Here is a 24,595-nt window from a genome sequence, read left to right as displayed (position 1 = left end):
CATCGACCCCACTTGGAGGACGTACGCCATGACCGCCGCACTCTCCGCAGAACTCAAGGCGCTTCTCGACACGCCCGTCTTCGTCACCGTCGCCACCGTCCAGCCCGACGGCAGCCCCCAGGTCTCCCCGGTCTGGGTGAAGCGCGACGGCGACGATCTGCTCATCTCCACGACGGTCGGCCGCCGCAAGGAGAAGAACCTGAGCCGCGACCCGCGGGTCTCCGTCGTCGTGCAGCCCTTCGACGCGCCGTACACATACGCGGAGATCCGCGGCACCGCCACGCTCACCACCGAGGGCGGTCAGGAGCTCATCGACGAGCTGTCGGCGAAGTACACCGGCAAGAAGTACGCGGAGTTCAACCCCGAGTCCGGCGCCGACGACGAGCGGGTGGTCGTCCGGATCACCCCGCGAAAGGTCGTCGGACGCATCTAGGAGGGTGCGGGCCGGCACAAACTTTTCCCCGCGATTCCCAAGGGGTCGCGGGGCACTGGTGCGCGCCCACTACCCTTGAGGCGTGACTATTCGCCTGTACGACACCAGCGCCCGGCAGATCCGTGACTTCGTACCGCTCACAGCGGGCTGTGTCTCGATCTACCTCTGTGGCGCGACTGTCCAGGCCGCCCCGCACATCGGGCACATCCGTTCCGGGCTGAACTTCGACATCATGCGCCGCTGGTTCGAGTACCGCGGCTACGACGTCACGTTCATCCGGAACGTCACCGACATCGACGACAAGATCATCGCGAAGTCGGCCGAACAGGGCCGCCCGTGGTGGGCCATCGGGTACGAGAACGAGCGGGCGTTCAACGCCGGCTACGACGCGCTCGGCTGCCTCCCGGTCACCTACGAACCGCGCGCGACCGGCCACATCCCCGAGATGATCGAGATGATGCGCGGCCTGATCGAACGCGGTCACGCCTACGCCGCCGACGGCAACGTCTACTTCGACGTGCGCTCCTTCCCCGGCTACCTGGAGCTCTCCAACCAGGACCTGGACGATCTGCGCCAGCCGTCCGGCGAGGGCGAGACCGGCAAGCGCGACCAGCGCGACTTCGCGATGTGGAAGGCGACCAAGCCGGGCGAGCCCAGCTGGGAGACCCCGTGGGGCCGCGGCCGGCCCGGCTGGCACCTGGAGTGCTCCGCCATGGCCCACAAGTACCTCGGCACCGCCTTCGACATCCACGGCGGCGGCATCGACCTGATCTTCCCGCACCACGAGAACGAGATCGCCCAGGCCAAGGCGTACGGCGACGACTTCGCGAAGTACTGGGTGCACAACGGCTGGGTCACCATGTCCGGCGAGAAGATGTCGAAGTCGCTCGGCAACTCCGTGCTGGTCGGCGAGATGGTCAAGCAGTGGCGTCCGATCGTGCTCCGCTACTACCTCGGCACCCCGCACTACCGGTCGATGATCGAGTACAGCGAGGAGGCCCTGCGCGAGGCCGAGTCCGCGTTCGCGCGGATCGAGGGCTTCGTCCAGCGCGTCACCGAGAAGGCCGGCGAGACGGTCGAGCCCGCCACCGAGGTGCCGCCCGCGTTCGCCGAGGCGATGGACGACGACCTGGGCGTCCCGCAGGCGCTCGCGATCGTCCACACCACGGTCCGCCAGGGCAACTCCGCACTCGCCGCCGACGACAAGGAAGCCGCCGTCGCCCGGCTCGCGGAGGTCCGCGCGATGCTCGGCGTCCTCGGCCTCGATCCGCTCGACGAACACTGGGCGGGCGAGAGCGACCGCGGCGACGATCTGCACGGGGTCGTCGACACGCTCGTACGCCTCGTCCTGGACCAGCGCCAGTCGGCCCGCGAGCGCAAGGACTGGCCGGCCGCCGACGCCATCCGCGACCAGCTCAACCAGTCCGGACTCGTCATCGAGGACAGCCCGGCCGGACCACGGTGGACACTCGGCCCGCGCCAGTAGTCCCCCCATGTGCCGCCCGGCGATCCGGGCGGCACACTTCACTTATACGAACGCACGTCTGAGAAGCAACGAAACAGGTAGGTCATGGCCGGGAACAGCCAGCGCAGGAACCGCCGCACGTCCAACAAGAAGGGCATGCAGGTCGGCAGCGGCGGGCAGCGACGCCGTGGCCTCGAAGGCAAGGGCCCGACGCCGCCCGCCGAGGCCCGCAAGAAGCACAAGAAGAACCGCATCGCGACCGCCAAGGCCAAGCAGGCCGCCAACCGCCGCCCCGCCCCCCGGCGCGGCGGCGTCAAAGGCACGTCCGAGATGGTCGTCGGCCGCAACCCGGTCTACGAGGCCCTGCGCGACGGCGTCCCGGCGACGACCCTGTACGTCCAGCAGTACATCGACAACGACGAGCGGGTCCGCGAGGCCCTCCAGCTCGCCGGCGAGCGCGGCAACATCAACCTGATGGAGGCCCCCCGCCCCGAGCTGGACCGGATGACGAACGGCCTGAACCACCAGGGCCTCGTCCTCCAGGTCCCGCCGTACGAGTACGCGCACCCGGAGGACCTCACCGCCGCCGCTTACGACAAGGGCGAGGACCCGCTGATCGTCGCCCTCGACGGCGTCACCGACCCGCGCAACCTGGGCGCGATCGTCCGTTCCGTCTCCGCGTTCGGCGGCCACGGCGTGGTCGTGCCGGAGCGGCGCGCGGCCGGGATGACGGCGGGCGCATGGAAGTCCTCGGCGGGCACGGCGGCCCGTACGCCGGTCTCCCGGGTGACGAACCTGACCCGGGCCCTGGAGGGCTACCAGAAGGCCGGTATCACGGTCGTCGGTCTCGCCGCGGACGGTGAGCACACCGTCGAGGACCTGGAGGCCCTCGCCGGCCCCGTCGTCATCGTCATCGGCAGCGAGGGCAAGGGCCTGGGCCGCCTCGTCGGCGAGACCTGCGACTACCGGGTCCGCATCTCGATGCCGGGCGGCGCGGAGTCGCTGAACGCGGGTGTCGCGGCCGGGATCGTCCTGTACGAGGTTGCGCGGCGCCGGGGCTGAAAGTCACCCGGCCGGGGGGCGGCCGACCGGGGCGCCCTCTGCCGGACCCATTGACGGGCCTCGGACACTTCGGGCCCGTCAAGGCAGTGTCCTAAACACACATCACTCGGTTAGATGAGTGTGGACACCAGAACGCCTCGGTTCGACGAACAACCCGCCCTGAGCATGGCCAAGGTGGACTGCGACCCTGCGCAGGTCATCGTCAACCACGCCAGCTTCCGGGTGCGGCTCGCCCCCGGCCAGCGCCCGCGGCTGCGCGGTCTGGCCCCCGCCGGCGCGCCCAGGATCCCCGCCATGAGCGGCTCCGCCGGAGCTGTACGCGGCAGGCGCTCGCCCGTCGTGTGGAGCGGCCGGTCCGCCCCCGGCGACCCCGGCGCCACCGGACTCCTCCAGGCCGTACGGAACTCCACCGCGGGCCGCCCGGCCACCGCATACGACCCCTACGCCGGCCACGAGTCCGACGGCGGGCTCGGTGCGCGCGGCACCCAGGTCATCGAGCGCCTCGAAGATACCCAGCCCAACCCCGTCATCACCGCGCCCCAGCAGCCGGGCCGCCACGGCAGCGGCCCCCTGCTGCCGCCCATGCGCCGGGCGGTCGGCGCCTACGACCCCGTCGACACCGGGCCGTACGGCCGAGAGGCGTACGACGAGGGCGAGTACGAGTACGACGACATCACCGAGGCCCGGGGGCGGCGCCACAGCGGCGATTCCGTACGGCACGCGTACTACCCCGGGCGCCGGATGAACCTCGGCGTCGTGCTGCTGCCCATGCGTGTCTTCCTCGGCTTCATCTCCATCTACGCGGGCATGGGCAAGCTGTGCGACCCCGTCTACTTCGACGGCGGCGAGCGCGGCTCCATGGTCAAGTGGCTGACCTCGCTGCACCCCTGGGGGCTGGCCGAGCCACTGCGCGACTTCGCGCTCTCACACCCGGTGGGTGCCGGACTCACCGTTGCCTTCCTCCAGGTCGTCGTCGGTGTCCTCACCGTCCTCGGTCTCTGGCAGCGCGTCGCCGCCTCCGTCGGCGCTCTCCTCTCCGCCGCCCTGCTGGTCACCGTCACCTGGCGCACCGTCGCCGTCTACGACGCGCCCGACATCATCTACCTCGCCGCCTGGAGCCCGCTGATCATCGCGGGCGCCCCCGTCTACTCCGTCGACGGACGGCTAGCAGGTGAGGCCTGGCGCAGGCTCGGCCCGCGCTCGGCGATCTGGGACCTCCGCCGCCGGGTGCTGCGCCGGGGTGCCGTCGTCGCCACCGTCGTCGTCGGCCTCACCCTTCTCGTGGGCTCCATGCTCGGCGGTGCTGTCCGCTCCTCCCAGGTCGTCACCGTGCCTGGTCCGAACGGCGACCCGACCAACCAGCTCCCCGGCTCTCCGCTCCCGCAGGAGTCCGGTAGCGGCCGGGCCTCCCACACGCCCGACGGACGGCGCCCCTCGCCCTCCCGCAGCAGTGCCTCCACCACCCCGTCCGCCAAGGCGTCCACGCCCGCTGCGGAAGCCGTCCGCGAGTCCGGCCAGGCGGGTGCCGGTGCCGGACAGCCCAGCCAGACCCAGGGCACCGCCCAGCAGCCCCCGCAGCAGACGACCCCGCAGCAGCCGCCGTCCAGCAGCTCCGGCCCGAGCTCTTCCGGCTCCACCGGCACCGGCGGCGGTTCCACGGGCGGCGGCTCGGACAGCGGCGGCGGCTCCACCGGCGGAACGTCCGGCGGCGGGCAGAACCCCATCGGCGGTCTGCTCGGCTGAGACCCCCGGACCGCAGCAGACGAAGGGCGGTCACCGGAACGAACCGGTGACCGCCCTTCGCGTACTGCGCCGCTCTTTCCTACTGCCCGTCGAGTTCCTTGGCGGCCTCGGTCAGGTCCTTCGCCGTGTCGATGGCCCGCCAGTACGCCCCGTGCGGCAACGGGTAACCGGCCAGCCTGCGCTCACGGGCCAGCCGCGGGAACGTCGTCCGCTCATGGTCGCCCCGGTCCGGCAGCAGCGTCGTGAACGTCGGCGAGAAGACGTACACACCGGCGTTGATCAGGTACGGCGACGGCGGCGACTCGATGAAGTCGGTGATGTGCCCGAACGCGTCCGTCTCCACCGCACCCCACGGGATACGGGGGCGGGCCAGGGCCAGTGTGGCGGTCGCATCGCGCTCGGCGTGGAACGCGGCCATCTCGCGCAGGGAGAAGCGCGTCCAGATGTCGCCATTGGTGGCGTACCAGGGCTGTTCCGGATCGGGCAGCCGGGCGGCGGCGTACTTCAGCCCGCCGCCCCGTCCCAGGGGCTCGGACTCCACGACGGTCGTCACTCGCAGCGGCAGCACTGCCGAGTCCAGCCACTCCTGCAGTACCTCGGCCAGATGACCGCACGACACCACGGCGTCGGTCACGCCCTCGGCGGCCAGCCAGGACAGCTGATGGCCGATGATCGGAGTCCCGGTGCCCGGGATCTCGACCATCGGCTTGGGGCGGTCATCGGTGTACGGGCGCAGCCGCGATCCCTGGCCACCCGCCAGGACCACGGCCTGCGTCGGATACGTATGCATGCCAGGCACGATATGCGGTGCCCGGACCGGCGGGTCAGCTGAACTGTGCGACGCCCGAGGCGAACGACGTGTCGCAGACGGGGCGCGAGAACCGGTGGGCGCGCGTCGGACCGTACTGCTCGACCGCGGCGCGGCCCAGCGCCTTCGCGATCGACATGCAGTGCTGGGCGAGCGAGGGGCGGCCCTCGACGGAACGCTGCAGGTCCGTCAGCGCGACACCCGGGTCCTTCTCCCGAAGCTCCACGAGCAGCCGGTCACGGAGGATGTCCTGCGGAGTGCTCGCCTTGGCACGCTTCGAAAGATTGTGAGCCGATGCGGTCAGGACCTGCGACTCGGAATTGTGCGCTGCCCACGGCACGCTGGTGACGGCGAGAGTCCCGGAGAGGACCATCACGACGGGCAGTACGAAAGCGAGGGTTCGGCCGATGCGGCGCGCGGTGTGGGTCACGCAGCGAGCGTAGCGGGCAGTGATGATTTGGCGACATTTCGTCACCCTTGAGGGGGATGGTTCGAGGAAGCTTTTCGAATCGTGTGTTGACGAGCCGCGGCGAAATGACCGGTGTGCCGGGGATTTCGGCGCTGTACGGATCCAAACCCAAGCACGCCCCACGGCGCGCGAACGGCCCCGCACGGAGAACGTGCGGGGCCGGCTGCGGTGCGGGTGCGCGGGGCGTCAGTCGGTGAGACGCGCACCCGTCGAGGTCGAGAAGACGTGCAGCTCGTCCGGGCGCGGCACGACGTGCAGCTTGGTGCCCTTCTCCGGAACGGCGCGGCCACCGACGCGGACGACCAGGTCCTTGTCCTCGCCGCCGACCCGCGCGGAGCCGTAGACGAAGCCGTCGGCGCCGAGCTCCTCGACGACGTTGACCGAGACGGCCAGGCCGGCCGGGGCGTCGGCGCTGTCCTTGGTGAGCGACTTGGCGGCGGCGCCACCGTGCTCGACGATGTCGAAGTGCTCGGGGCGGATGCCGACCGTGACGGTCGTGTCGCCCTTGTCCGCGGCGGCGGAGAGCGCCTCACGGGAGACCGGGACGACGCTGTTGCCGAACTTCACACCGCCGTCGGTGATCGGGACCTCGACCAGGTTCATGGCCGGGGAGCCGATGAAGCCGGCCACGAAGAGGTTCGCCGGCTTGTCGTACATGTTGCGCGGCGAGTCGACCTGCTGGAGCAGACCGTCCTTGAGGACCGCGACACGGTCACCCATGGTCAGGGCCTCGACCTGGTCGTGCGTGACGTACACGGTCGTGATGCCCAGACGGCGCTGGAGCGAGGCGATCTGCGTACGGGTGGAGACACGGAGCTTGGCGTCGAGGTTCGACAGCGGCTCGTCCATGAGGAAGACCTGCGGCTCACGCACAATGGCACGGCCCATCGCGACACGCTGACGCTGACCACCGGAGAGCGCCTTCGGCTTGCGGTCCAGGTACTCGGTGAGGTCCAGCATCTTGGCGGCCTCTTCGACCTTCGCCCGGATCTCGGTCTTGTTGACACCGGCGATCTTGAGCGCGAAGCCCATGTTGTCCGCGACGCTCATGTGCGGGTAGAGCGCGTAGTTCTGGAACACCATGGCGATGTCCCGGTCCTTCGGGGGCAGGTGCGTGACGTCGCGGTCGCCGATGCGGATCGCGCCGCCGTTGACGTCCTCAAGACCCGCGAGCATGCGCAGGGAGGTCGACTTGCCACAACCGGAAGGACCGACGAGGACGAGGAACTCGCCGTCCGCGATGTCGATCTCGAGCTGGTCCACGGCTGGCTTGGTGGAGCCGGGGTAGACGCGGGACGCCTTGTCGAACGTGACACTGGCCATGCTGAATCTTCTCCTTCACCGGCAGGAACGTGCCGGACGATCCGAGTAAGGGAGTGGTCTGGTCCACTTGGGTGAATCCTCAGCGACGCTACCCGGCCATTTGAAATCTGTCAGTAGTTCGAGGGGCGCGAAATTTTGGGACCGCGCAGGGAGCAGTGTTGGTTACACTGCTCCGGCATGCCTCCTTAGCTCAGCTGGCCAGAGCAACGCACTTGTAATGCGTAGGTCGTCGGTTCGAATCCGACAGGGGGCTCAGAGAAACCCCAGGTCACACAGCCCGTGACCTGGGGTTTTCTTATGCATGAGGCGTGGCGGGGCGTGTGGTCGCGGTGTCGTGGGAGGACTTGCGTGAGCGACGCGTGAGCGGAGGGGCTCTGGGCCCTACTTCCCCGGCTTCTTCCGCTTCGCCTTCTTCTTGCCTGCGGCCTCGGCTTTCTTGGCGCGCTGGGCCTTCTTCCGGGCTTTCTCCGCCTTGCGGGCGGCGTCCTCCGCCTCGGCCTTCCGCTGGAGCGGGACCAGCTTGGCGGTGGCCTCGGCGGCGCTCTTCCCGACGTGGGGGAGGACTCCGACGTCCGCCAACCGGCTCTGCCTGAGTGGGGATCCCGGGCCGCGTCGAACGAACCGGATCATCGTTGAGAAGGATGGATTGCCAGACCTGCTCCTGAAGTGCCCGGATGCAGGGACCGCAGGCGTACATCGCTGCTTGGGCACCGGCCACGCTCACGGGACCGATCCACAGGACACGGGTCCACTTCTGGCCGCAGTAGAGCCAGCAGAGCCCATCGATCCAGTGGTTGCCGTCGTCGGTACCTGCCGGTGCGGGCAGACCACCGCGAGCGAACTCGGCGATCCCGGGTGTCACCCGGTGTGGTACGGCCAGTTCCATCAGCACAGCTCAGCCCTCAACGTCAGTGGCCATGGGCGGCCACTGGGGCTGCCTCACTCTTGTCGGCGTCCGCGAAGAGGAGGGTGGGTTCGGCCAGGATGTCGCGGCCGGATTCGCTCTTGTAGATCTCATCCACGCTGCCGAACCGGGCTTCCGAGTAGTCGAGTTCGAGCAGTGCAGCTGCTTGTCGGACCGATGCCTCGTCAGGCCCTTCGATTTCCACGAAGGTGGGGAGGTCCGGCCAGGTATCGAAGTCGAAGGCGACCTCGCCGAGGCTCCACTCCTCGCGGTAGTTCTCCTGATACCGGACCTCGCGCATGCCGAGGCTGCGGAGGATCTCGGCCATGGCGTGCAGGTCCGTTACCTCGGTTTCGATCTCGGTGGTGCCGTCGATCGTGGTGGCGTCGGTGACCTGCTTGAGTGTCAGCGTCGATCGGGTGCCCTCGTCGCGCAGTCGCACCCAGGCACCTCCTTCGAGGGCGTCGTTCTCGAAGATCTTGCGGGTGAGAAGGGTGCGCGGGAACGCTTGGGCGGCGCCCAGAGTGGTCAGCTTGGCCTGAAGGCCGGCGACGTCGATGGCGAGGAACTTGGCCTCGTACTCGTGCTTCATGGGCTTTTCCTTTGCGCTACGAGGGGCTGCGGGCCGCGAGGAGCAGACCCATCCGGTGGGTGTGGTCCTGGAGCTGGCCGATGTGGGCTTGCTCGGCGAACTCATTCGTTCGCAGGGTCAGCAGAGCGTCCCAGTCGCCGATGAAGTGACGCCTGAGCTTCTCGGGGGACGTGTAGTGCTCGATCAGGTGTTGGCGTTGGGTGACAGGCATCATGAACTCCGCGCCGAACAGACCGTCCTGGCGTACGGACGACTGCATGCGGGTGATGAACTCGGCGAGCGGGCGATGGTGGTTGGCACTGTAATGCCACGAGCAGCTCGTCCAGATGGCGTCGCAGGGCATGTCCAGAGGCTCCCATTGAAGGAAGTCCTCCTCCACGACCTGCACTCGGTCGTATAGCGATTCGAGCTTGAGCCGGTCGATGAGGCCCATGGCGTGAGCCTGGTTGTCACCCGGGAGCGTGACTTCACCACCGTGAAGAGCAAGCGGGTCGCGTTCTACGGCGATCACTCGGTAGCCGGCGGCAGCCAGCGGCAGGATGAACTTGCCGTCGCTCGCGCCGATGACCGCGACAGTGGCGTCAGGAGTGGCACGCTCCTTCAGCGCGGCGAGGAACTGGGGAAAGAAGGTGAGGGTGTGCTCCCACAGGCTCTGCGTTTGCACAGTGGTGGGCTCCTTGCGTGTCGGTGGCGAGGATCGCCTGGAGGACCTCGTCGGGGTCCAGGCGCGTGGTGTCCACGCGGTGCATCGGGAACTGGGCATAGGCGTCGGTAACCCGGTCGCCAGAGCCCCCGACGAGGGTGTCCCAGCGGGAGACCGGCTTGGTCCGCTCAGCGAGCCGACGCTGGCGCTCGTCTTCGCCGCACGTCAGCTGGTAGGTCACGGGCTGCGGCAGGTCGGGCGGCAGACTGACCCCGAGACGAACACCGAGAGCACGGTGGGTGGCGAGGCAGCGAGCGAAGTAGCTCTCCACGACGACCGGGGTGCCCGAGGACAGGTGGCGGCGTATCTCATCAGCCGCGGTGAACAGCGCGGACAGGTAGAAGCACATCCTGGCCTCGGCATTCGCCCGCAGGTCCACCTCGCGCCGCAGAGGCTGGTAGAAGAGCGGCACGGTCGGGACCAGAACGGCTTCACGGGCTGCTGCCAGCATCGGTGCGATGGTCGACTTGCCGGTGCCGCGAAGTCCTTCGAGGCTCTCGAACAGCGGGGCGTCAGACACGGCCGTACACGACGTCCGGTACCGCGAGCGTGAGTTCGTCGGTGGCGGATGGCCGGTGGTCGATGTGGTCAGCGAGCTTGTCGTACCAGAAAGCGTGGGAGTCCTTGCCGACGGCCTTGCAGGACATGGTGAGTGCGCCGCGCGGGTCGGCCTCGATCCGATCGATCTGTGTCGGGCCACCTGCAGGAGCGCAAGTCTCCGGGGCACCGTTCCCGGACAAGTCCTCGTCGACGATCACTTCGATGGTCAGGTCGGCGGTCTGGAGCTGTTCACGTAGGCGGATGTAGGCGGCGGAGTCGGTGATGAGGAGCTCGGGGTGATCTGCTGCGTTGCCGACCGGTCGGAGGCAGTGAAGCTTCAACTGCTCTGCCCCGTAGTTCTGGAGGGTGCGGGCAAGCGGGAGCACCTCGCCGATGTTGCGAGACGTGACCGTCAGGGTCGCTCCGGTACGGACACCGAGTCCCCGGGCGATATCGAGGGCGCTCAGCGCACTCCGATAGCTCCCGAACTTGCGGACGTGGTCGTTGGTCGAGCCGATGCCCTCCAGCGATACCCGCAGCAGGTCCAGGTGGGGGGGGCGATCTCGGTGAGCCGGCGCTCGATCCGATAGCCGTTGGTGCAGATCTCGACCTGCATGCCCAGTTCCTGCTTGGCGTACCGGACGACGTAGGCGAGGTCCTTGTAGACGAACGGCTCGCCGCCCAGCAGGGTGACAGCCTCGGTGCCGTACTGGGCGCGCATGAGTGTGAGGAGGTTGATGGCCTCGTCTGCCGTGAAGGCATCGGCGTGCTTGAGCCTCTTGCCATGGAAGCAGTGCAGACACTCGAAGTTGCAGCGGTACAACAGCTGCAGGTACAGCATCCGGATCCTGCGGATCCCGGTGACTTCCCCGATCACGTGGGCCTCCTTCGGGCAGTTGCCTGGTGGGAGACCTGATGCTGGCGGAACGAGTAGCTGCCCAGCACTTACGGGTGGAGGAACTGTTCCTCTGGCCAGCCCCAACCCCAGCCTCAGCGCCGAGTGCCGGACACCCCAGTGCCGGGTCAGGCTCGGAGCTCGTCGGGACCTACCAGAACCGGGCCAGCGTTCCCCGTGACATGTGGCTCTCGCTGCTGAAGGGAGCCCAGGAGCAGATCAGCGTTCTCGTCTTCTCAGGCACGTTCTTCGCCCAGTCCAACCCCCACGTCGCCAGGATGCTCGCCGAGCGCGCAGCAGACGGCGTTCAAGTACGGCTCTGCTTCGGCGACTCGAACGGCCAGGCAGTGGCCGTCCGCGGCCGCGAAGAAGGCATCGGCGACACACTCGCCGCCAAGATCCGCGCCTCCCTGACCTACTACCGACCCTTGTTGTCCGAGGCAGACTGCGAGGTCAGGCTGCACGACACCACGCTTTACACCTCCCTGTTCCGCTACGACAACGACCTGCTGGTCAACCCGCACGTCTGGGGTCAGCCGGCCAGCGCCAACCCTCTGCTCCATCTCAAGAGAGTTGACGCTGCTGGGTGGTTCGACAACTACGCTCAGAGTTTCGAAGCTGTCTGGGCCACCGCACGGCCCTGGACGCCAATCCAGGAAGGGCCCTCGTCACATGGGCAGGACTGAGTACTACAACGATCCCAAAGCCCCCAAGGCGAACACGCTCATTCCCGCCAACAACCTGCTCGTCGTCGACGACAGCGGCGCCATCCTGCTCCAGCGCCGTCGAGACACAGGCCAATGGGCCCTGCCTGGTGGCGCCCAGGATATCGGTGAGACGGCGGCACAGTGCGCGGTGCGCGAATGCCTGGAAGAGACCGGCATCATCGCCGAGATCACCGGCTTCCTGGGGGTCTACACGAACCCCAACCACATCGTGGCCTACACCGACGGTGAGATCCGCCAGCAGTACGAGAACACATACATCGGCCGCCCAGTGAGTGGCGAGCCCACCATCAACGACGAAGCTGACGGCGTCCGTTACATCCAGCCATCCGACCTGGACCAGTACGACATCCACCCCAGCATGCGCCAGCAGATCGGCGACTACCTGGCCGGCACCTACCCCTACCTGGGCTGAGCCGCCAGCGCCGTTTCCACCCGCTCCACAGAGGCCAGGATCTCCGGCGACGCTCGACGGATGAATCGCCCCACCAGGCTGTCGGAGCCATAACGGGCGGTGATCTCGGCCAGCCGAGCCTCGACGGAAGTGATCTCGCCATCGGGCGTTGTCGTCATATCGCAGTAGACCAGGGCGTCCACAAGCCGCTGGTCGTCGAGCAGCGGAAACTCGGTCTCCAGCGTGTCCCGCAGCCCGCGTTCCTCAGCTTCCAGCAACGCCAGCGAATGGTTCGCCACCAATCGAACCAGCCGTTCGTCTACAGCGTGGATGTCACGAAGAAACCGAGCGCCATCCAGCGGATGAAACCCGGGCACGGCCAGCCGCGGAGCGTAGCCCACATCGTGCAAGACAGCCGCAGAGGTCAGTAGCTCCGTGTCGTCTCCCAGAACCCCAGCGACTCCGAGTGCGCGCTGGGCGACCCCTCGCGAGTGCGCCCATCGACGAGGAAGCGGCTCACTCAACTCAGCCTCGGCCACCCCGCATGCCCACTTCACGATCGATCCATCCATGGGTTGGTACTTGCCCAGGTACAGCCCGGCACAGTCTGAGCCGCACAGATCAACGCGTCGCCCCTCGCCTCGGCTGAGCGCGGAGCGGGACAACACTCGTCACCGGCGGACCTCGGCCAGCGAAAATGCGAGCTCCTAACGCCATTCCCTGGGCAAGCAGAGCGTCGGCAACCTCGACGACCGCCTCCCTACGACTGGGACAGAAGACCTTGGCGGTGGTGGGGCTGTTGCCGCCGGTGAAGACCAGGGCCGGGAACAGCCCGGAGCGATACAGCTTGGCGGAGTGAGTGGCAACGCCGAGGTCGTGGCTGCCCAAGCCGATCGCCGGGTCGACGGGACGCAGTTGGTGGTGCATCTGGTGGTAGTCCCAGATCAGCGCGGCCCGGCGCCACCGGTCCTCGGTTGTGGCCTGCTGGTTGTCGCTCACGCGTCTCTCCCTGGTCACCGCTGCCGGGGCCGGTCGGCCCCTCGCTCATGGCCTTGATGCTCTCGTTACTGCGCAGTTGGTGTACGCGTCCGTCCTGCGCGGCCGTGCGGATGGCCTGATCGAGGACGAGGAGTCCTTCATCAGGCTCGCCAGGCCGCCGACACCGACTTGTCCGGACGCGGTCTGGCCCTGGTGGCCGCGCTCGCCGACGGCTGGGGAGTGCGGGACCGCACACCGCTCGAACGTTCCTCGAAGGGGGCTGGCCGAATACCGGCCTGCGCCCCTCGTGCGCACTTGATTGCGCTCCCCTGTCCCGTCCTACGGTCCTCCAGCTCACGCCGCACCACATCGACAGAAGGGCTGCCGGTGAACAAGGACGAATCCAAAGCCGTCGCCGAGATCCTCCACGAGCTGAGCACCACCTCCCACGTCCAGGTCCGCTCATCACCCGAGCTCGCCGCCCAGGTCGCCAAGGCTGCGGCGGACGAGGACGAGAAGCGGATAGAGGACGGGCGGGGCTCCCTTCGCCGACGCACCGACTACAGGGCCGTCCGGACAGCGCCGCGATCACTGACACTCACACCCTGGCAGGTCATCCACGCCATCGGCCTCGGAGCCGCTTCGGCCCGCCAAGGTGCGGGGCGAGGACTCGCCGAGCACTGGGGCAGCCTGCGCTACAGCCAGGCACTGGAAGCCAACCGCGGCCGTTACCTGCAGCTGTCGTCCGAAGGGGGCGATCTCCTGCGCTTCTACAAGGCCACCCAGTCCGGAGAAATCGGCACCGGCTTCGCCTCTCTTTTGGCCGAGAAGCTGGTCAGGTCCCGCTACCCCGACCACTCGGTCTCCGTGATCCCGGCGGACATCGCTCTGAAGGCCGGCTGGACCCTACGCAGCTCCGGTACCGGCACTCGCCCGGAGCCGCTACAGCGACGGCCCCACTTCTTCGTCGAAGCCTGGCAACCAGGCCAGCCGTCCAAGGTCCTCCTCCTCTCCTCCAAGGGCACCCACAGCAGCGTTCACCAGGTACAGAAGCAGCTCGGTACGGCTAGCGCCCACGTTGAGTCCGTGCACATTGGGCCGTACGGCACAGTCCCGTACCTGCTCATCGGAACCGAGATCCCCACCACGGAGAGCCTTGCCGTGCACATCCTGGAGGCGCCGGGTACGACCGTCCTCCGCCCGTCCGGAGAGACATCAGAAGCCGGCCTGGATCTCGCCCTGGAGCAGGGGAACCGTATGGCCGACGTCGTGCGGCCCACGGACCGCGGAGAGACGATCGTCCCCGGGTTCCAGGTACTGCCCGACTCCTTTGCCTGGTTCAGCGTCGTGCTGGCACGGACGGAAGCAGCCACGCTCACGGCCTTCACCGGAGGTGGCAAACCCACCGCCCAGTACCTGACCAAGGAACAAGGCCGACGCCACTTCCAGCACGATGTCCACGCCAACACGGCCGGGCTGCGAGATGCGGAGCACCGCATCCACGACATCGACTTCGTCGGTACCGACCACATCTACCGCCTCAATGGCACCCGCATAGAGGCATTTTCCGGACTCAAGAGGAGCCTCTACACGCACCTCCACCACGGGCGCGTCAATGAATACCGAAGTGAGGTACACGCCCTACGAGGGCAGTGGCCGGACCGCAGCACATCAGAGCAGTGGAACGCGGTGTCCATCCGCCCCGACGGAACCGTGATGGCGATCCGACTCCGGGACGAGTGACCCAGCAGCCAGCGTCAACTACCGATCGGTCCTGGTAGCGCCTACTCGGGGGCACACAAAGCTGCAGCGGGGCTGGTCAAGAGGCGGCCGTGCCGACGGGGCGGCCTCGGCGGCCCTGCCCTGATGGTCTCAGTTCTGGTCTCGTTCGCCCCCGTCCAGCAACGTCCACCGGACGCCCCGCCTCTCATTCCGGCGCAGGTCAGGACGCCGATGGCTCACCCCGGACCCCCGGACGAACATTTGGAAAGCGTGTTGGGGGTGCCGTAAGTACGACCCAATCCGCTTGACATGGTTAAACCGTCGTGAGGTGATCCACCCACGCTGGTCCACTGGGGGGAAGTTCTTGTGTCGTACGTAACCGTGACGCTTGCCGGCGCCGACTCACCGAGTGAGCATCTTCAACTTGCCGCCTTCACGGCGATGGTCGCGGTCGTCTTCATATGGTTGGGGCGGAGACAACGCCGCACCGGGCGCAGCCTGATCGCCCCGAACGAGACGGTGAGAGTGGGGAATCAGCTGATTCCACCGCCCCCGCCGACCCGGGGCCGCCGCGTCGCCGGGACTGGATGGATTGTGGTCGGGAGTGTCTTCGCCCTGCCGGCGGTGTTCAACTTCGTGGCGGCGATCCACGCTCTCGTCGGCTAGAGCGTGAGGCTGCATGCTCCAGCCACTTGTCCACCACGTCGTGGGACTCGTCCAGGGCAGGATCGCGCCTTCCACCAGGTGCGTATGCCGAAGACCGGTCCGCGCGCAACGGTACGTGGGCGCAGTACCAGGCCCGCCTTGCGCCCGCCTGCTCAGCGTCTGTGCCTGTCTGTGCATAGTTGAGCAGTGCTGTCATGACCCGACGGCGCCCGAATACGTAGACCGCTGGCTCGATGAACCAACGGCAGAAGCTGGGGTCAGGGTCGTAGACGGCTGCAGTCATCAACGTTGGGAAGAACTCCTCGGGCAGGCTGATGCGTTCGAGCAGCGGCTTGCGCACTGCATGCGCCAGGTGCCGCGCACGTTGGTCCTCCGGCACGCTGGCCGCGTTGTCGAGGTCCATCAGCCGAGCCACCTCGGCTGCAGCTGACAGGAACGTGGGTGCTTCTGTCTCATCACGCTCTTTGTCGACCATGGGCAGCATTCTGAGCCGAGCCCGGGCCGAGAGGCACCCACGTTGGGCAGATCCGTGACTCATGTGCCCGAGACCGCATACGGGCTGCTGCTCGTTTTCAGCTATCCGGATCACTGCCCGTGGCCAACTTGTGGCCAGGGAGTTTGCTCCACTCTGCCTCGGCGGACTGACTGAGTTGGCGCGCGCGCCGGTCTCAGTTGTGGTCTCGATAGCCGACCGATCCGGAGCGGTCCGCCACCGTCCGTGACAGTACGAATCACCCCCTGACCAGCCATGTGGGCAACGCGGCGGACGACGGCGGACAGTTGCGGACCGAGATCGGACAACTCGTAATGCGTAGGTCGTCGGTTCGAATCCGACAGGGGGCTCAGCGAGAAGCCAGGCCAGACCGCGTCTGACCTGGCTTCTCTTGTCTTCTGCCGGCCGACCCGGTGGGCCTCGCCGGACAGAACAGCTAGCGCGGGAGCCGCATCGACAGGCCGTCGAGGACGACCTCCAGGCCGTAGGCGAACTTGGTTTCGCGGATCTCTGCGGGGTTGACGGCCGGGGGTTCGGCGTAGGCGTCGGTGAGGTGGTCGTGGCCGGCCGCGGCCTGCTGGGCGGCGGGCATGAGGCGGGCGATGAAGGCGGCCTCGGTCTCGCCGGAGCGGGCGACCGTGGTGAGCCAGGCCGCCTCCGTGGTGCTCATGCCGATGACGTAGGACAGGACGGTGTCGATCGCGCGGCTCGGCTCGGGAAAGCCGGCGGCCGTGAACAGGGCGGCCAGTCGCTCGGAGAAGGACATGAGGTTGGGCCCGAGGTAGGCGAGGCCCGCCTGGCCGAGGACCGAGGACAGCCACGGGTGGCGCAGGGCGGTCGCCCGGAAGGACCGGGCGGCCTCGGTGGCGGCGGCGCGCCAGTCGGGGCTGTCGGCCTCGGGGTCTGCCCGGACGATGTCCGGGGAGGGGACGACGATCTCGGCGGCGACCTCGTCCACCGCGAGTTCCATCAGCTCGTCCTTGGTCGCGACGTGCCGGTAGAGGGAGGTCGCGCCGGCGTTCAGGCGGGCGCCGAGCTTGCGCATGCTCAGCGCCTCGATGCCCTCGGCGTCCAGCATGGCGATCGCCTCGCGGACGATCGCGGCCCGGCTGAGTGCGGGCTGGTCGGGCGCGGGCTGCTGCCGGGCCCACACGGACGGGATCGGGTTCGTCTTGGCGGCCATGATCCTCCTTCAAGGCGTACAGCGTTCGCATTCAGCGTACAGGAATAGGTTCTTGCGAACGCTGTACTCGCATGCGTACAGTGTTCGCAACGAAGGAACGTCGTGCGCAGGTCGAGAGGAAACCCCATGGAAACCCGTAATCCGCGCCGCTGGTGGATCCTCATCGTGCTGTGCCTCAGCACGCTGGTCCTGGTGGTCGACAGCATGGCGCTGACCGTCGCGGTGCCGTCGATGACCGAGGACATCGGTGCGAGCGCCCAGGACATCCAGTGGATCCTCGACTCCTACATCCTGGTCTTCGCCGGGCTCCTGCTCACCTCCGGCAGCCTCGGCGACCGCTTCGGCCGCCGGAAGATCATGATCATCGGCCTGTTGCTCTTCGGGGCGGCGTCGCTGGCCGCGACCTTCTGCACGAACCCCGGCGAGGTGATCGCGGCGCGGGTCACGATGGGCGTGGGCGGGGCGCTGATCATGCCCTCGACGCTGTCGATCCTCATCACCGTCTTCGACGAGGAGGAACGCCCCAAGGCGATGGCGGCGTGGGGCTCGGTGTCGATGCTCGGCCTGGTCGGCAGCCCGGTGCTCGGTGGCGTGCTGATCGACCACTTCTCCTGGCACTCGATCTTCTTCGTCAACGTCCCGGTCGTCGTGCTCGCCGTCCTGGCAGCGCTCGTCCTCATGCCGGAGTCGAAGGGGCCCTGGCAGAAGCCCGACCCGATCGGAGCGGTGCTGTCCGCGGTCGGTATGACCGCCCTGATCTGGTGGATCATCGAGCTCCCGCAGCACGGCGCCTTCGGCGGCCGCTCGGCGATCACCCTGGCCGCCGCGGTGATCGCCCTCGGCGGGTTCGTGGTCTGGGAGAACGTCACCCCCGCGCCGATGGTGCCGCTAGTCCTGTTCAAGCACCGCAACTTCAGCGGCGGTTCGCTCTCGCTGACCCTCGTGCAGATCGGCAACGGCGGTCTGCTGCTGGTGCTCACCCAGTACCTGCAGTTCGTGCTCGGCTATTCGCCGGTCAAGGCGGGCCTCGCGTTCGTGCCGCTGGCCGTCGCCGCGCTGATCGGCAACGGCGCCAGCGCCGGGCTCGCCGCGAAGATCGGCAACCGCTTCCTGGTGCTGGGCGGGATGCTCGTCATGGCTTCTTCCTTCGCGCTGCTGACCACCGTCTCGGCAGACTCCGGTTTCACCGTCCCGGCGGTCGCGCTCGGACTGCTCGGCCTCGGCGCCGGTCTCGCGATGCCGGCCGCGGTCGGCGCGCTGATGGGCACCATCCCGGCGGAGAAGGCCGGCGTCGGCTCGGCGCTGAACGACACCATCCAGCAGGCCGGCGCCGCGCTCGGCATCGCGATCCTCGGCTCGCTCCTGACGAGCGGTTTCCGCAGCGAGATGCCTGCCGACGCGCCCGAGCAGGCCAAGCAGTCGATCGTCGGCGCACTGGCCGCCGCCAACGGCGACACCGGACTGGTCCACGCCGCCCGGGAAGCCTTCACCGCCTCGATGTCGACCACCTTCACCATCAGCGCGATCGGCGTCCTCGCCGCGGCCCTCCTGGCCACCCTGGTCATGCGCGACACCAAGCCCGAGCCCGCCGCAGCCCGGGCCGAGGAGCCCGAACTCATCGTCTGACCCCGTGAAGAAGGCCGGTGCCCCGGGAGGGCGCCGGCCTTCTTCCGTTGCCGGTGCGCCGACCGGACCGGTAGTTGGCGGTCGGCTCGCAGCCAATCAACGCGCCGTCTACGACGGGTGGTTCACTTCGTTTCCCTGCGGAACCTGCCGCACCCTCTCGGTGCACGGTCGATAGATTGCCCCGCACGGGGCGGTCGAGGCCGCAGAGCCTGAGAACCGGAGGGACACAGTGAACAGTCACGTGCGTTCGCGCGTATCGGCGTATGCCGTTGCCGCTGTGCAGGACCAACTGCTTTTGACTCAACTCTCCGATGCCTCACCGGTCTTCGAGCCCGGGCTGTGGCACCTGCCCGGCGGCGGAATCGATCCGGGCGAGCAGCCACGGGAGACGCTGGCACGCGAGTTGTACGAGGAGACCGGCCTCGAACTCCTTGACGCCCGCCTGGCGGACGCGCGGGCGTATACGGCCACCCGGCTCGGGATCAGCTGGAACCTGGTGGGGCTCTTCTACATCGTCGAACTCAAGCCCGGCCCGCTGACGGTCACCAAGGCCGATGACTCCACGAGCGCGGTGACCTGGATGCCCCTGTCCGGCCTGGAGGACTCGATCCTGTCCCCGGCCGCGATCGACGGTCTCGGGATGATCGGTGCACAGCGGGGCATCGGTCGGCCGGGGCCCGATTGAGGCCGGGCGCCGGGGCCTCGGGCGCACCGGTCGGGCAGGCGGGCCCGAACGCCTCGAATCCCGCGATCGTGTCGGCCCCGGTGAACGTCTCGTCCACCAACGGCACCGTCCGGTCGAACCAGGACCAGGCCCGCATCGCCGTCGAGAAGAAGGCGTGCAACGACAAGCACTGCAAGCCGAAGCCCAATCCGAAGCCCAAGCCGTGCCATGACAAGCACTGCTCCAAGCCGAAGCCCAAGCCGTGTCACGACAAGCACTGCTCCAAGCCCAAGCCGAAGCCGTGTCACGACAAGAACCCCTGCCACTCGAAGTGACACGACCCCCACACAGGTGACCGAACGGACCGCGGGCACCCGCCACCACCCGGTGGCGGGTGCCCGTCCGTTTTCCGGTCAGTGTCGTCCGGACAGCCGGTCCGCGGCCTTCGCAATGGGGTCCGTGCCGGGGCGGGGCGAGGTGAGTTCGCGGCGGTCGGCGGTGCGGTAGGCGGCGTACATGCCGTGGACGCCGAGCCAGCGGAAGGGTTCCGGTTCCCAGCGGCGGACCCGGTGGTCGACCCAGGGCAGTGCGGTCAGTTCCGTGGGGCCGGACTGACCGGAATCCTGCTGGATCAGGTCGCGCAGGGTGCGGGCGGCGAGGTTGGTGGTGGCGACGCCGGAGCCGACATAGCCGCCGGCCCAGGCGAGGCCCGTGGAGCGGTCGAGGGTGACGGTGGCGCACCAGTCGCGGGGGACGCCGAGGACGCCGGACCAGGCGTGATCGATGCGGGCGGCTCCGGTGGTGGGGAAGAGGCGGACGAGGATGTCGCGGAGGGCCTCGATGGTGGCGGGCTGGGTGCGGCCGTCATTGTCGGTGGCGGAGCCGTAGCGGTACGGGACGCCGCGGCCGCCGAGCGCGATGCGGTCGTCCGCGGTGCGCTGGGCGTATATGTAGGCGTGGGCCATGTCGCCGAGGGTTTCGCGGCCGTCCCAGCCGATGGTGTCCCACACGGACCGGGGGAGCGGCTCGGTGGCGATCATCGAGGAGTTCATGGGGAGCCAGGTGCGCCTCTGGCCCTTGAGGTTTGCGGTGAAGCCCTCGGTGCAGCGCAGGATGTACGGGGCGCGGACGGTGCCGTACGGGGTGTGGGCGTGCTTGGGCTTGATCTCGGTGACGGGGGTCGACTCATGGATGGTGACGCCGAGCGCCTCGACTGTCGCGGCGAGGCCCTTGACGAGTTTGACCGGGTGCAGGCGGGCGCCGTGCGGGGTCCAGGTGGAACCGACGGCTCCGGTGACGTTGATGCGTTCGCCGGTCTCGCGGGCGCCGCGCAGGACGCGGTCCTTCTCGCCGAAGGCGATCTCGACGGAGTGGAAGTCCTTGAGCCGGGCGAGCTGGGCGGGGGTGTAGGCGACTTCGAGAACACCGCCCTGGTGGATGTCGGCGTCGATGTTCTCCTCGGCGGACACGCGGACGACCTCGTCGACGGTGTCGTTCATCGCCTGCTGGAGACGGACGGCGGCTTCGTGGCCGTGGAGCTTGGCGTAGCGGTCGCGGCCCGCGATGCCGTTGTACAGCCAGCCGCCGTTGCGCCCGGAGGCGCCGTAGCCGCAGAACTTGGCTTCGAGGACGGTGATGTTGAGGAAGGGGACGGCCTTCTTGAGGTAGTAGGCGGTCCACAGTCCGGTGTATCCGCCGCCGACGATGCAGATGTCGGCGGTTGCGTCGCCGGGGAGGGGTTCCCGGGGGATGGGGGTTCCTTGGTCCGCGTACCAGAACGATATGCCGCCGTTGACGGTGCTGACGGTGCTCATGTTGCCCCTGCTTTGTCCGGTGTGAAGCCGTGCCTGAGGTCGTGCTTTCTCTGGGGCGGGACGTTACTGCGCCGGAGGGGTTTTCGTCTTCGGCCGGGATCGGGTCAGTGGGTAGCAGGCGAGGCCGATGAGTACGGAGGTCAAGTGGCCGAGGTCGGTGAAGGTGCGGCCGGTGATGAGCGGAATGCCGTAGAAGACGAGGACGGCGAAGAGGTACACGTACCGCCAGGGCGCCGGGACGCGGTACGTGAGGACCGCGACGACGCCCGCAAGCGCGTAACTGACCCCGACATCGAGCGTGTTGGCGGCGGCCGGCGGTACGTGTCCGTGCCGGATGGCCCAGGCCAGGACGCCTTCACTGACGAGGGTGGCGAGGACATGGGCCGCGAGGGCGACGGCGAGCCAGCGCAGGGTGCCGAGCCAGCGTTCGGCGGGGGCGTGGAAGACGGTGTAGAGGACGGCGTAGGGAACCCAGTGGCCGCCGTCGATCCAGAAGGCGCTGGTGATCAGTACGTGTACGGGGTCCCGGGAGAGTTCGTGGATGTTGGTCGAGCGCTGGCGCAGGAAGTCCTCTTCGAAGTCCGGTGACATCTGGTGGACGATGACGGCGGTGACGAAGAGTGCGGCCAGCCAGATGTAGGTGCCGGGTGCGCTGCGAATCCATGAGCCGACGCTGCGGATCCACGAGCCGGCGGTGGTGCGCGGCCGGGTGGGCGGGTCGGGGCTGCTCGGAGTCATATCCGATTGATGCACGGCTCTACGATCGTCCGCGTGATTGACATTCCGGACGAGCTGATCGGCACCCAGTCCAAGTACAACGGGGCGGCAGGGCGGGCCTTTCTCGCGGCGCTGCCGGGGCGGGCCGCCGAGTTCCTGGAGCGGTGGGGGCTCCGGCGGGACGGTGCGGCGTTCTACGGGGTGTGCGCGCTGGTGCTTCCGGTGGTGCGGGTGGCGGACGGTCGCCGGGCGGCGTTGAAGCTTCAGCCGGTGGACGAGGAGACGGTGGGGGAGCCTGTCGCGCTGCGGGTGTGGGGCGAGGCGGGCGCGGGGGCCGTGGAGCTGCTGGATCACGACGCGGCGACGGGGACGCTGTTGCTGGAAAGACTGGAAGGTCACCGCTCGTTGACGGGGATGGCGGACGGGCGGGAAGCGGTGCGGATTCTGGCGGGGCTGCTGGCCCGGCTGTCGTCCGTACCCGCTCCGGCGGGTTGTGGGCTGCGGGGGCTGGGGGACATGGCGGCCCGGATGCTGGCGGCGGCGCCCGGGGCGGTGGCGGCGCTGGCGGACGGGGAGGAGCGGCGGCTGCTGGCGGACTGCGCGGCGGCGGTGCGGGAGGTCGCGGGGGAGCCGGGGGACCGGTTGCTGCACTGGGACCTGCATTACGGAAATGTGCTGGCCGACGGGGAGGGCAGGTGGGTGGCCATCGACCCGAAGCCGCTGGTCGGCGATCCGGGGTTCGAGCTCCTTCCGGCGCTGGTCAACAGGTTCGACGCGGTGGCGGTGCGCCGGCGGTTCGATCTGATGACGGAGGTGCTGGGGCTCGACCGGGAGCGGGCGCGGGCCTGGACGCTGGGGCGACTGCTGCAGAACGGTCTGTGGGCTGTGACGGACGGGGAGCGGCGGCTGGAGCCGGATCAGGCCGAGATCGCACGGCAGTTGCTGGGGCGGGGTTAGTGGGGCACGAGCCCGTGCTTACGCTGCCCTCATGATTCGTACCGCTGCCCCTGCCGATGTCCCCGTCATCCACGCCATGGTCCGTGAGCTGGCCGACTACGAGAAGGCCCTGCACGAGGCGAACGCCACCGAGGAGCAGCTGCACGAGGCACTGTTCGGCGAGCGGCCCGCCGCGTACGCGCACATCGCCGAGTCGGACGACGACGGCGAGGTCGTCGGCTTCGCGCTGTGGTTCCTGAACTTCTCCACGTGGCGCGGGGTGCACGGCATCTACCTGGAGGACCTCTACGTACGTCCGGAGCGGCGCGGCGGCGGGCACGGGAAGGCGCTGCTGACGGAGCTGGCGCGGATCTGTGTGGAGCGCGGCTACGAGCGCCTGGAGTGGTCGGTGCTGAACTGGAACACCCCGTCCATCGCGTTCTACGAGTCGCTGGGCGCGCGGCCGCAGGACGAGTGGACGGTGTACCGGCTGACGGACGGGGCGTTGTCGAAGCTCGGGGAACAGCTCGGCGGCGAGTAACGACCTCGCCCACGATTGGCAGTGGGAGAAGGAGTAGCGTCCGAGGCCTTCGAATCCAAGGCGGAGGAGGGAGTCGACGCGGAGCGTCGGCGCCTGACGACAACGCCGGAGGCGGAGGCCCCAGACACCGCGATGCCGCTGACAATCGCGGGCGAGGTCGTAAGTCCTCGCCGGGTTAAGGAATCAGGACGACCTTGCCCATCGTGCCCCGGGTCTCCAGGGCGCGGTGGGCGGCGGCCGCTTCGGCGAGCGGGAAGCGCTGGACCGTGGGGCGGAGCCGGCCGGAGGCCGCCTCGGAGAGCGATCGGGTTTCGAGGGCGCGCAGGCCGCCCGCCTTCGCCATCATGGCGGGGCCGAGCACGCTCCCGGAGGTGATGCCGCGTTCGGCGAGTTCTTTGTCGGTGAAGGTGAGCGGTGCTCCGTCGTGGAGTCCGGCCCCGGACCAGCCGAACACGATGTGCTGTCCGCCCTTGCCGAGGAGGTCGACGGCGGCGCGGCCGGTGGTGCCCCCGACGGAGTCGTAGACGACGGTGGCGCGACGGCCGGTTTTGTCGAGGTGGGTGCGGACCTGCCGGGGCCAGTCGGGGAGCGTGTAGTCGACGGCGAGGTCGGCGCCGTTCGCCCGGACGGCGGCGACCTTGGCGGGGCCGCCGGCGAGGCCGATGACGGTGGCCCCGGCGTTCTTGGCGTACTGCACGATCAGGGTGCCGATGCCGCCCGCGGCTGCCGGGACGATGACGGTCGAGCCGGGGCCGAGGTCGGTGAACTGCAGGATGCCGAGTGCGGTGCGGCCGGTGCCGATCATGGCGACGGCTTCGGCTTCGTCGAGGCCGTCCGGGACGGTGTGCAGCTTCTCGGCGTCGACGACGGTGAGTTCGGCGTAGCCGCCCGGGACCATGCCGATATGGGCGACGACGCGCTTGCCGAGCCAGCCGGGGTCGGTGCCCTCGCCGAGCGACTCGACCCGGCCCGCGACCTCGCGGCCCGGGATGGTCGGCAGCTCGGCGGGGGCCGGGAACGGGCCCGTCATGCCTTCGCGCAGGGCCGTGTCGAGAAGGTGCACGCCCGCCGCGGCGACGGCGATACGGACCTGGCCGGGGCCGGGTACGGGGTCGGCGGTCTGCTCGTAGGTGAGGTTCTCGGCCGGGCCGAAGGTGTGGAGGCGGATGGCGTGCACGGTGGACTCCCCGGTGGTGTCG

General features: G+C 68.7%; 26 protein-coding genes, 1 tRNA gene and 2 pseudogenes. 13 read left to right on the top strand and 16 right to left on the bottom strand.

Annotated elements, in window-relative coordinates; genetic code table 11:
• Nucleotides 1-28 precede the first annotated feature (28 nt).
• The 4 genes from OG609_RS18530 to OG609_RS18515 all read left to right on the top strand — a co-directional run bounded on the left by OG609_RS18530 (nt 29) and on the right by OG609_RS18515 (nt 4,703).
• The gene (locus OG609_RS18530; RefSeq protein ID WP_327273852.1) at nt 29-433 is read left to right on the top strand and encodes a PPOX class F420-dependent oxidoreductase; all 405 of its coding nucleotides are present in this window, start codon (nt 29-31) and stop codon (nt 431-433) included.
• Nucleotides 434-515: 82 nt separating this feature from the next.
• Entirely contained in the window at nt 516-1,919 is a 1,404-nt protein-coding gene (gene cysS / locus OG609_RS18525) for a cysteine--tRNA ligase (RefSeq protein WP_327273851.1), read from the top strand.
• Between the two features lie 84 nt (nt 1,920-2,003).
• The gene (gene rlmB, locus OG609_RS18520) at nt 2,004-2,960 is read left to right on the top strand and encodes a 23S rRNA (guanosine(2251)-2'-O)-methyltransferase RlmB (protein ID WP_327273850.1); all 957 of its coding nucleotides are present in this window, start codon (nt 2,004-2,006) and stop codon (nt 2,958-2,960) included.
• A gap of 114 nt (nt 2,961-3,074) precedes the next feature.
• Entirely contained in the window at nt 3,075-4,703 is a 1,629-nt protein-coding gene (locus tag OG609_RS18515) for a DoxX family membrane protein (protein WP_327273849.1), read from the top strand.
• A 79-nt stretch (nt 4,704-4,782) separates the two neighbouring features.
• Here the strand turns inward: OG609_RS18515 and OG609_RS18510 are convergent, their stop codons facing one another.
• The 3 genes from OG609_RS18510 to OG609_RS18500 form a co-directional block, all read right to left on the bottom strand.
• Complete coding sequence (locus OG609_RS18510) at nt 4,783-5,493, bottom strand: nucleotidyltransferase family protein (RefSeq protein WP_327273848.1); 711 nt, start codon at nt 5,491-5,493, stop codon at nt 4,783-4,785.
• Nucleotides 5,494-5,527: 34 nt separating this feature from the next.
• Complete coding sequence (locus OG609_RS18505) at nt 5,528-5,941, bottom strand: hypothetical protein (protein WP_327273847.1); 414 nt, start codon at nt 5,939-5,941, stop codon at nt 5,528-5,530.
• Nucleotides 5,942-6,166: 225 nt separating this feature from the next.
• Nucleotides 6,167-7,303 carry an ABC transporter ATP-binding protein gene (locus OG609_RS18500; RefSeq protein WP_266359268.1) on the bottom strand — a complete coding sequence of 379 codons (1,137 nt, stop codon included), beginning with the start codon at nt 7,301-7,303 and terminating at the stop codon, nt 6,167-6,169.
• A 179-nt stretch (nt 7,304-7,482) separates the two neighbouring features.
• Here OG609_RS18500 and OG609_RS18495 point away from each other — a divergent pair.
• Nucleotides 7,483-7,556 (top strand) — tRNA-Thr (locus OG609_RS18495).
• A gap of 128 nt (nt 7,557-7,684) precedes the next feature.
• Here OG609_RS18495 and OG609_RS18490 read toward each other — a convergent pair.
• The 6 genes from OG609_RS18490 to OG609_RS18465 form a co-directional block, all read right to left on the bottom strand.
• Nucleotides 7,685-7,882, bottom strand: a complete 198-nt coding sequence (locus OG609_RS18490; RefSeq protein WP_327273846.1) for a hypothetical protein — start codon at nt 7,880-7,882, stop codon at nt 7,685-7,687.
• Between the two features lie 329 nt (nt 7,883-8,211).
• Nucleotides 8,212-8,799: a class IV adenylate cyclase gene (locus OG609_RS18485; RefSeq protein WP_327273845.1), complete on the bottom strand. Its 588-nt coding sequence runs from the start codon at nt 8,797-8,799 to the stop codon at nt 8,212-8,214.
• Nucleotides 8,800-8,815: 16 nt separating this feature from the next.
• Nucleotides 8,816-9,463, bottom strand: coding sequence for an SAM-dependent methyltransferase (locus tag OG609_RS18480; protein ID WP_327273844.1), 648 nt, complete (start codon nt 9,461-9,463; stop codon nt 8,816-8,818).
• A complete protein-coding gene (locus OG609_RS18475) occupies nt 9,381-10,022 on the bottom strand; it encodes a hypothetical protein (protein WP_327273843.1) in 642 nt (213 codons plus the stop codon). The genes OG609_RS18480 and OG609_RS18475 overlap by 83 nt, the downstream gene beginning before the upstream one ends.
• A complete protein-coding gene (locus tag OG609_RS18470) occupies nt 10,015-10,428 on the bottom strand; it encodes a hypothetical protein (protein WP_327273842.1) in 414 nt (137 codons plus the stop codon). Before OG609_RS18470 ends, OG609_RS18475 begins: the two co-directional genes overlap by 8 nt.
• Before the next feature lie 77 nt (nt 10,429-10,505).
• Entirely contained in the window at nt 10,506-10,919 is a 414-nt protein-coding gene (locus tag OG609_RS18465; RefSeq protein WP_327273841.1) for a radical SAM protein, read from the bottom strand.
• A 59-nt stretch (nt 10,920-10,978) separates the two neighbouring features.
• On the opposite strand from OG609_RS18465, the pseudogene OG609_RS18460 reads away from it, so the two are divergent.
• Both OG609_RS18460 and OG609_RS18455 read left to right on the top strand, forming a co-directional pair.
• Nucleotides 10,979-11,623 (top strand): annotated as a pseudogene (locus tag OG609_RS18460) (XRE family transcriptional regulator); the annotation flags it as partial.
• Nucleotides 11,610-12,077: an NUDIX hydrolase gene (locus OG609_RS18455; protein ID WP_327273840.1), complete on the top strand. Its 468-nt coding sequence runs from the start codon at nt 11,610-11,612 to the stop codon at nt 12,075-12,077. The pseudogene OG609_RS18460 and the gene OG609_RS18455, both read left to right, overlap by 14 nt.
• Here the strand turns inward: OG609_RS18455 and OG609_RS18450 are convergent.
• Complete coding sequence (locus tag OG609_RS18450) at nt 12,065-12,628, bottom strand: HD domain-containing protein (RefSeq protein WP_327273839.1); 564 nt, start codon at nt 12,626-12,628, stop codon at nt 12,065-12,067. The two genes, OG609_RS18455 and OG609_RS18450, sit on opposite strands and share 13 nt — an antisense overlap.
• A 178-nt stretch (nt 12,629-12,806) precedes the next feature.
• Nucleotides 12,807-13,055, bottom strand: a pseudogene (locus tag OG609_RS18445) (YdcF family protein); the annotation flags it as partial.
• 366 nt (nt 13,056-13,421) lie between these two features.
• On the opposite strand from OG609_RS18445, the gene OG609_RS18440 reads away from it, so the two are divergent.
• Entirely contained in the window at nt 13,422-14,777 is a 1,356-nt protein-coding gene (locus OG609_RS18440) for a hypothetical protein (protein ID WP_327273838.1), read from the top strand.
• Between the two features lie 607 nt (nt 14,778-15,384).
• Here the strand turns inward: OG609_RS18440 and OG609_RS18435 are convergent.
• Both OG609_RS18435 and OG609_RS18430 read right to left on the bottom strand, forming a co-directional pair.
• Nucleotides 15,385-15,897: a hypothetical protein gene (locus tag OG609_RS18435; RefSeq protein WP_327273837.1), complete on the bottom strand. Its 513-nt coding sequence runs from the start codon at nt 15,895-15,897 to the stop codon at nt 15,385-15,387.
• Nucleotides 15,898-16,351: 454 nt separating this feature from the next.
• Entirely contained in the window at nt 16,352-17,098 is a 747-nt protein-coding gene (locus OG609_RS18430) for a TetR/AcrR family transcriptional regulator (RefSeq protein ID WP_327273836.1), read from the bottom strand.
• A gap of 126 nt (nt 17,099-17,224) precedes the next feature.
• Here OG609_RS18430 and OG609_RS18425 point away from each other — a divergent pair, with 126 nt between their 5' ends.
• The 3 genes from OG609_RS18425 (at nt 17,225) to OG609_RS18415 (ending at nt 19,723) form a co-directional block, all read left to right on the top strand.
• Nucleotides 17,225-18,724 (top strand): MFS transporter, encoded by a 1,500-nt coding sequence (locus OG609_RS18425; protein WP_327273835.1) that lies wholly within the window; start codon nt 17,225-17,227, stop codon nt 18,722-18,724.
• Nucleotides 18,725-18,965: 241 nt separating this feature from the next.
• Entirely contained in the window at nt 18,966-19,409 is a 444-nt protein-coding gene (locus tag OG609_RS18420; RefSeq protein ID WP_327273834.1) for an NUDIX hydrolase, read from the top strand.
• Nucleotides 19,410-19,477: 68 nt separating this feature from the next.
• Nucleotides 19,478-19,723 carry a hypothetical protein gene (locus OG609_RS18415; RefSeq protein WP_327273833.1) on the top strand — a complete coding sequence of 82 codons (246 nt, stop codon included), beginning with the start codon at nt 19,478-19,480 and terminating at the stop codon, nt 19,721-19,723.
• 78 nt (nt 19,724-19,801) lie between these two features.
• Here OG609_RS18415 and OG609_RS18410 read toward each other — a convergent pair whose 3' ends face one another.
• Together OG609_RS18410 and OG609_RS18405 are read right to left on the bottom strand one after the other, a co-directional pair.
• Entirely contained in the window at nt 19,802-21,202 is a 1,401-nt protein-coding gene (locus OG609_RS18410; protein ID WP_327273832.1) for an NAD(P)/FAD-dependent oxidoreductase, read from the bottom strand.
• 63 nt (nt 21,203-21,265) lie between these two features.
• On the bottom strand, nt 21,266-21,940 hold the full coding sequence (locus OG609_RS18405; RefSeq protein ID WP_327273831.1) for a rhomboid-like protein: 675 nt from the start codon (nt 21,938-21,940) through the stop codon (nt 21,266-21,268).
• A gap of 9 nt (nt 21,941-21,949) precedes the next feature.
• Here OG609_RS18405 and OG609_RS18400 point away from each other — a divergent pair, with 9 nt between their 5' ends.
• Together OG609_RS18400 and OG609_RS18395 are read left to right on the top strand one after the other, a co-directional pair.
• Nucleotides 21,950-22,876, top strand: coding sequence for an aminoglycoside phosphotransferase family protein (locus OG609_RS18400; RefSeq protein WP_442817977.1), 927 nt, complete (start codon nt 21,950-21,952; stop codon nt 22,874-22,876).
• A gap of 31 nt (nt 22,877-22,907) precedes the next feature.
• Complete coding sequence (locus OG609_RS18395) at nt 22,908-23,396, top strand: GNAT family N-acetyltransferase (RefSeq protein ID WP_327273829.1); 489 nt, start codon at nt 22,908-22,910, stop codon at nt 23,394-23,396.
• A 175-nt stretch (nt 23,397-23,571) separates the two neighbouring features.
• Here OG609_RS18395 and OG609_RS18390 read toward each other — a convergent pair whose 3' ends face one another.
• Nucleotides 23,572-24,573 carry a zinc-binding dehydrogenase gene (locus OG609_RS18390; RefSeq protein ID WP_327273828.1) on the bottom strand — a complete coding sequence of 334 codons (1,002 nt, stop codon included), beginning with the start codon at nt 24,571-24,573 and terminating at the stop codon, nt 23,572-23,574.
• Between the last annotated feature and the right edge of the window lie 22 nt (nt 24,574-24,595).

Source organism: Streptomyces sp. NBC_01224, assembly GCF_036002945.1.
In the GTDB taxonomy this organism is placed as follows: domain Bacteria; phylum Actinomycetota; class Actinomycetes; order Streptomycetales; family Streptomycetaceae; genus Streptomyces.
This window is presented reverse-complemented; position numbering and strand designations above follow the sequence as displayed.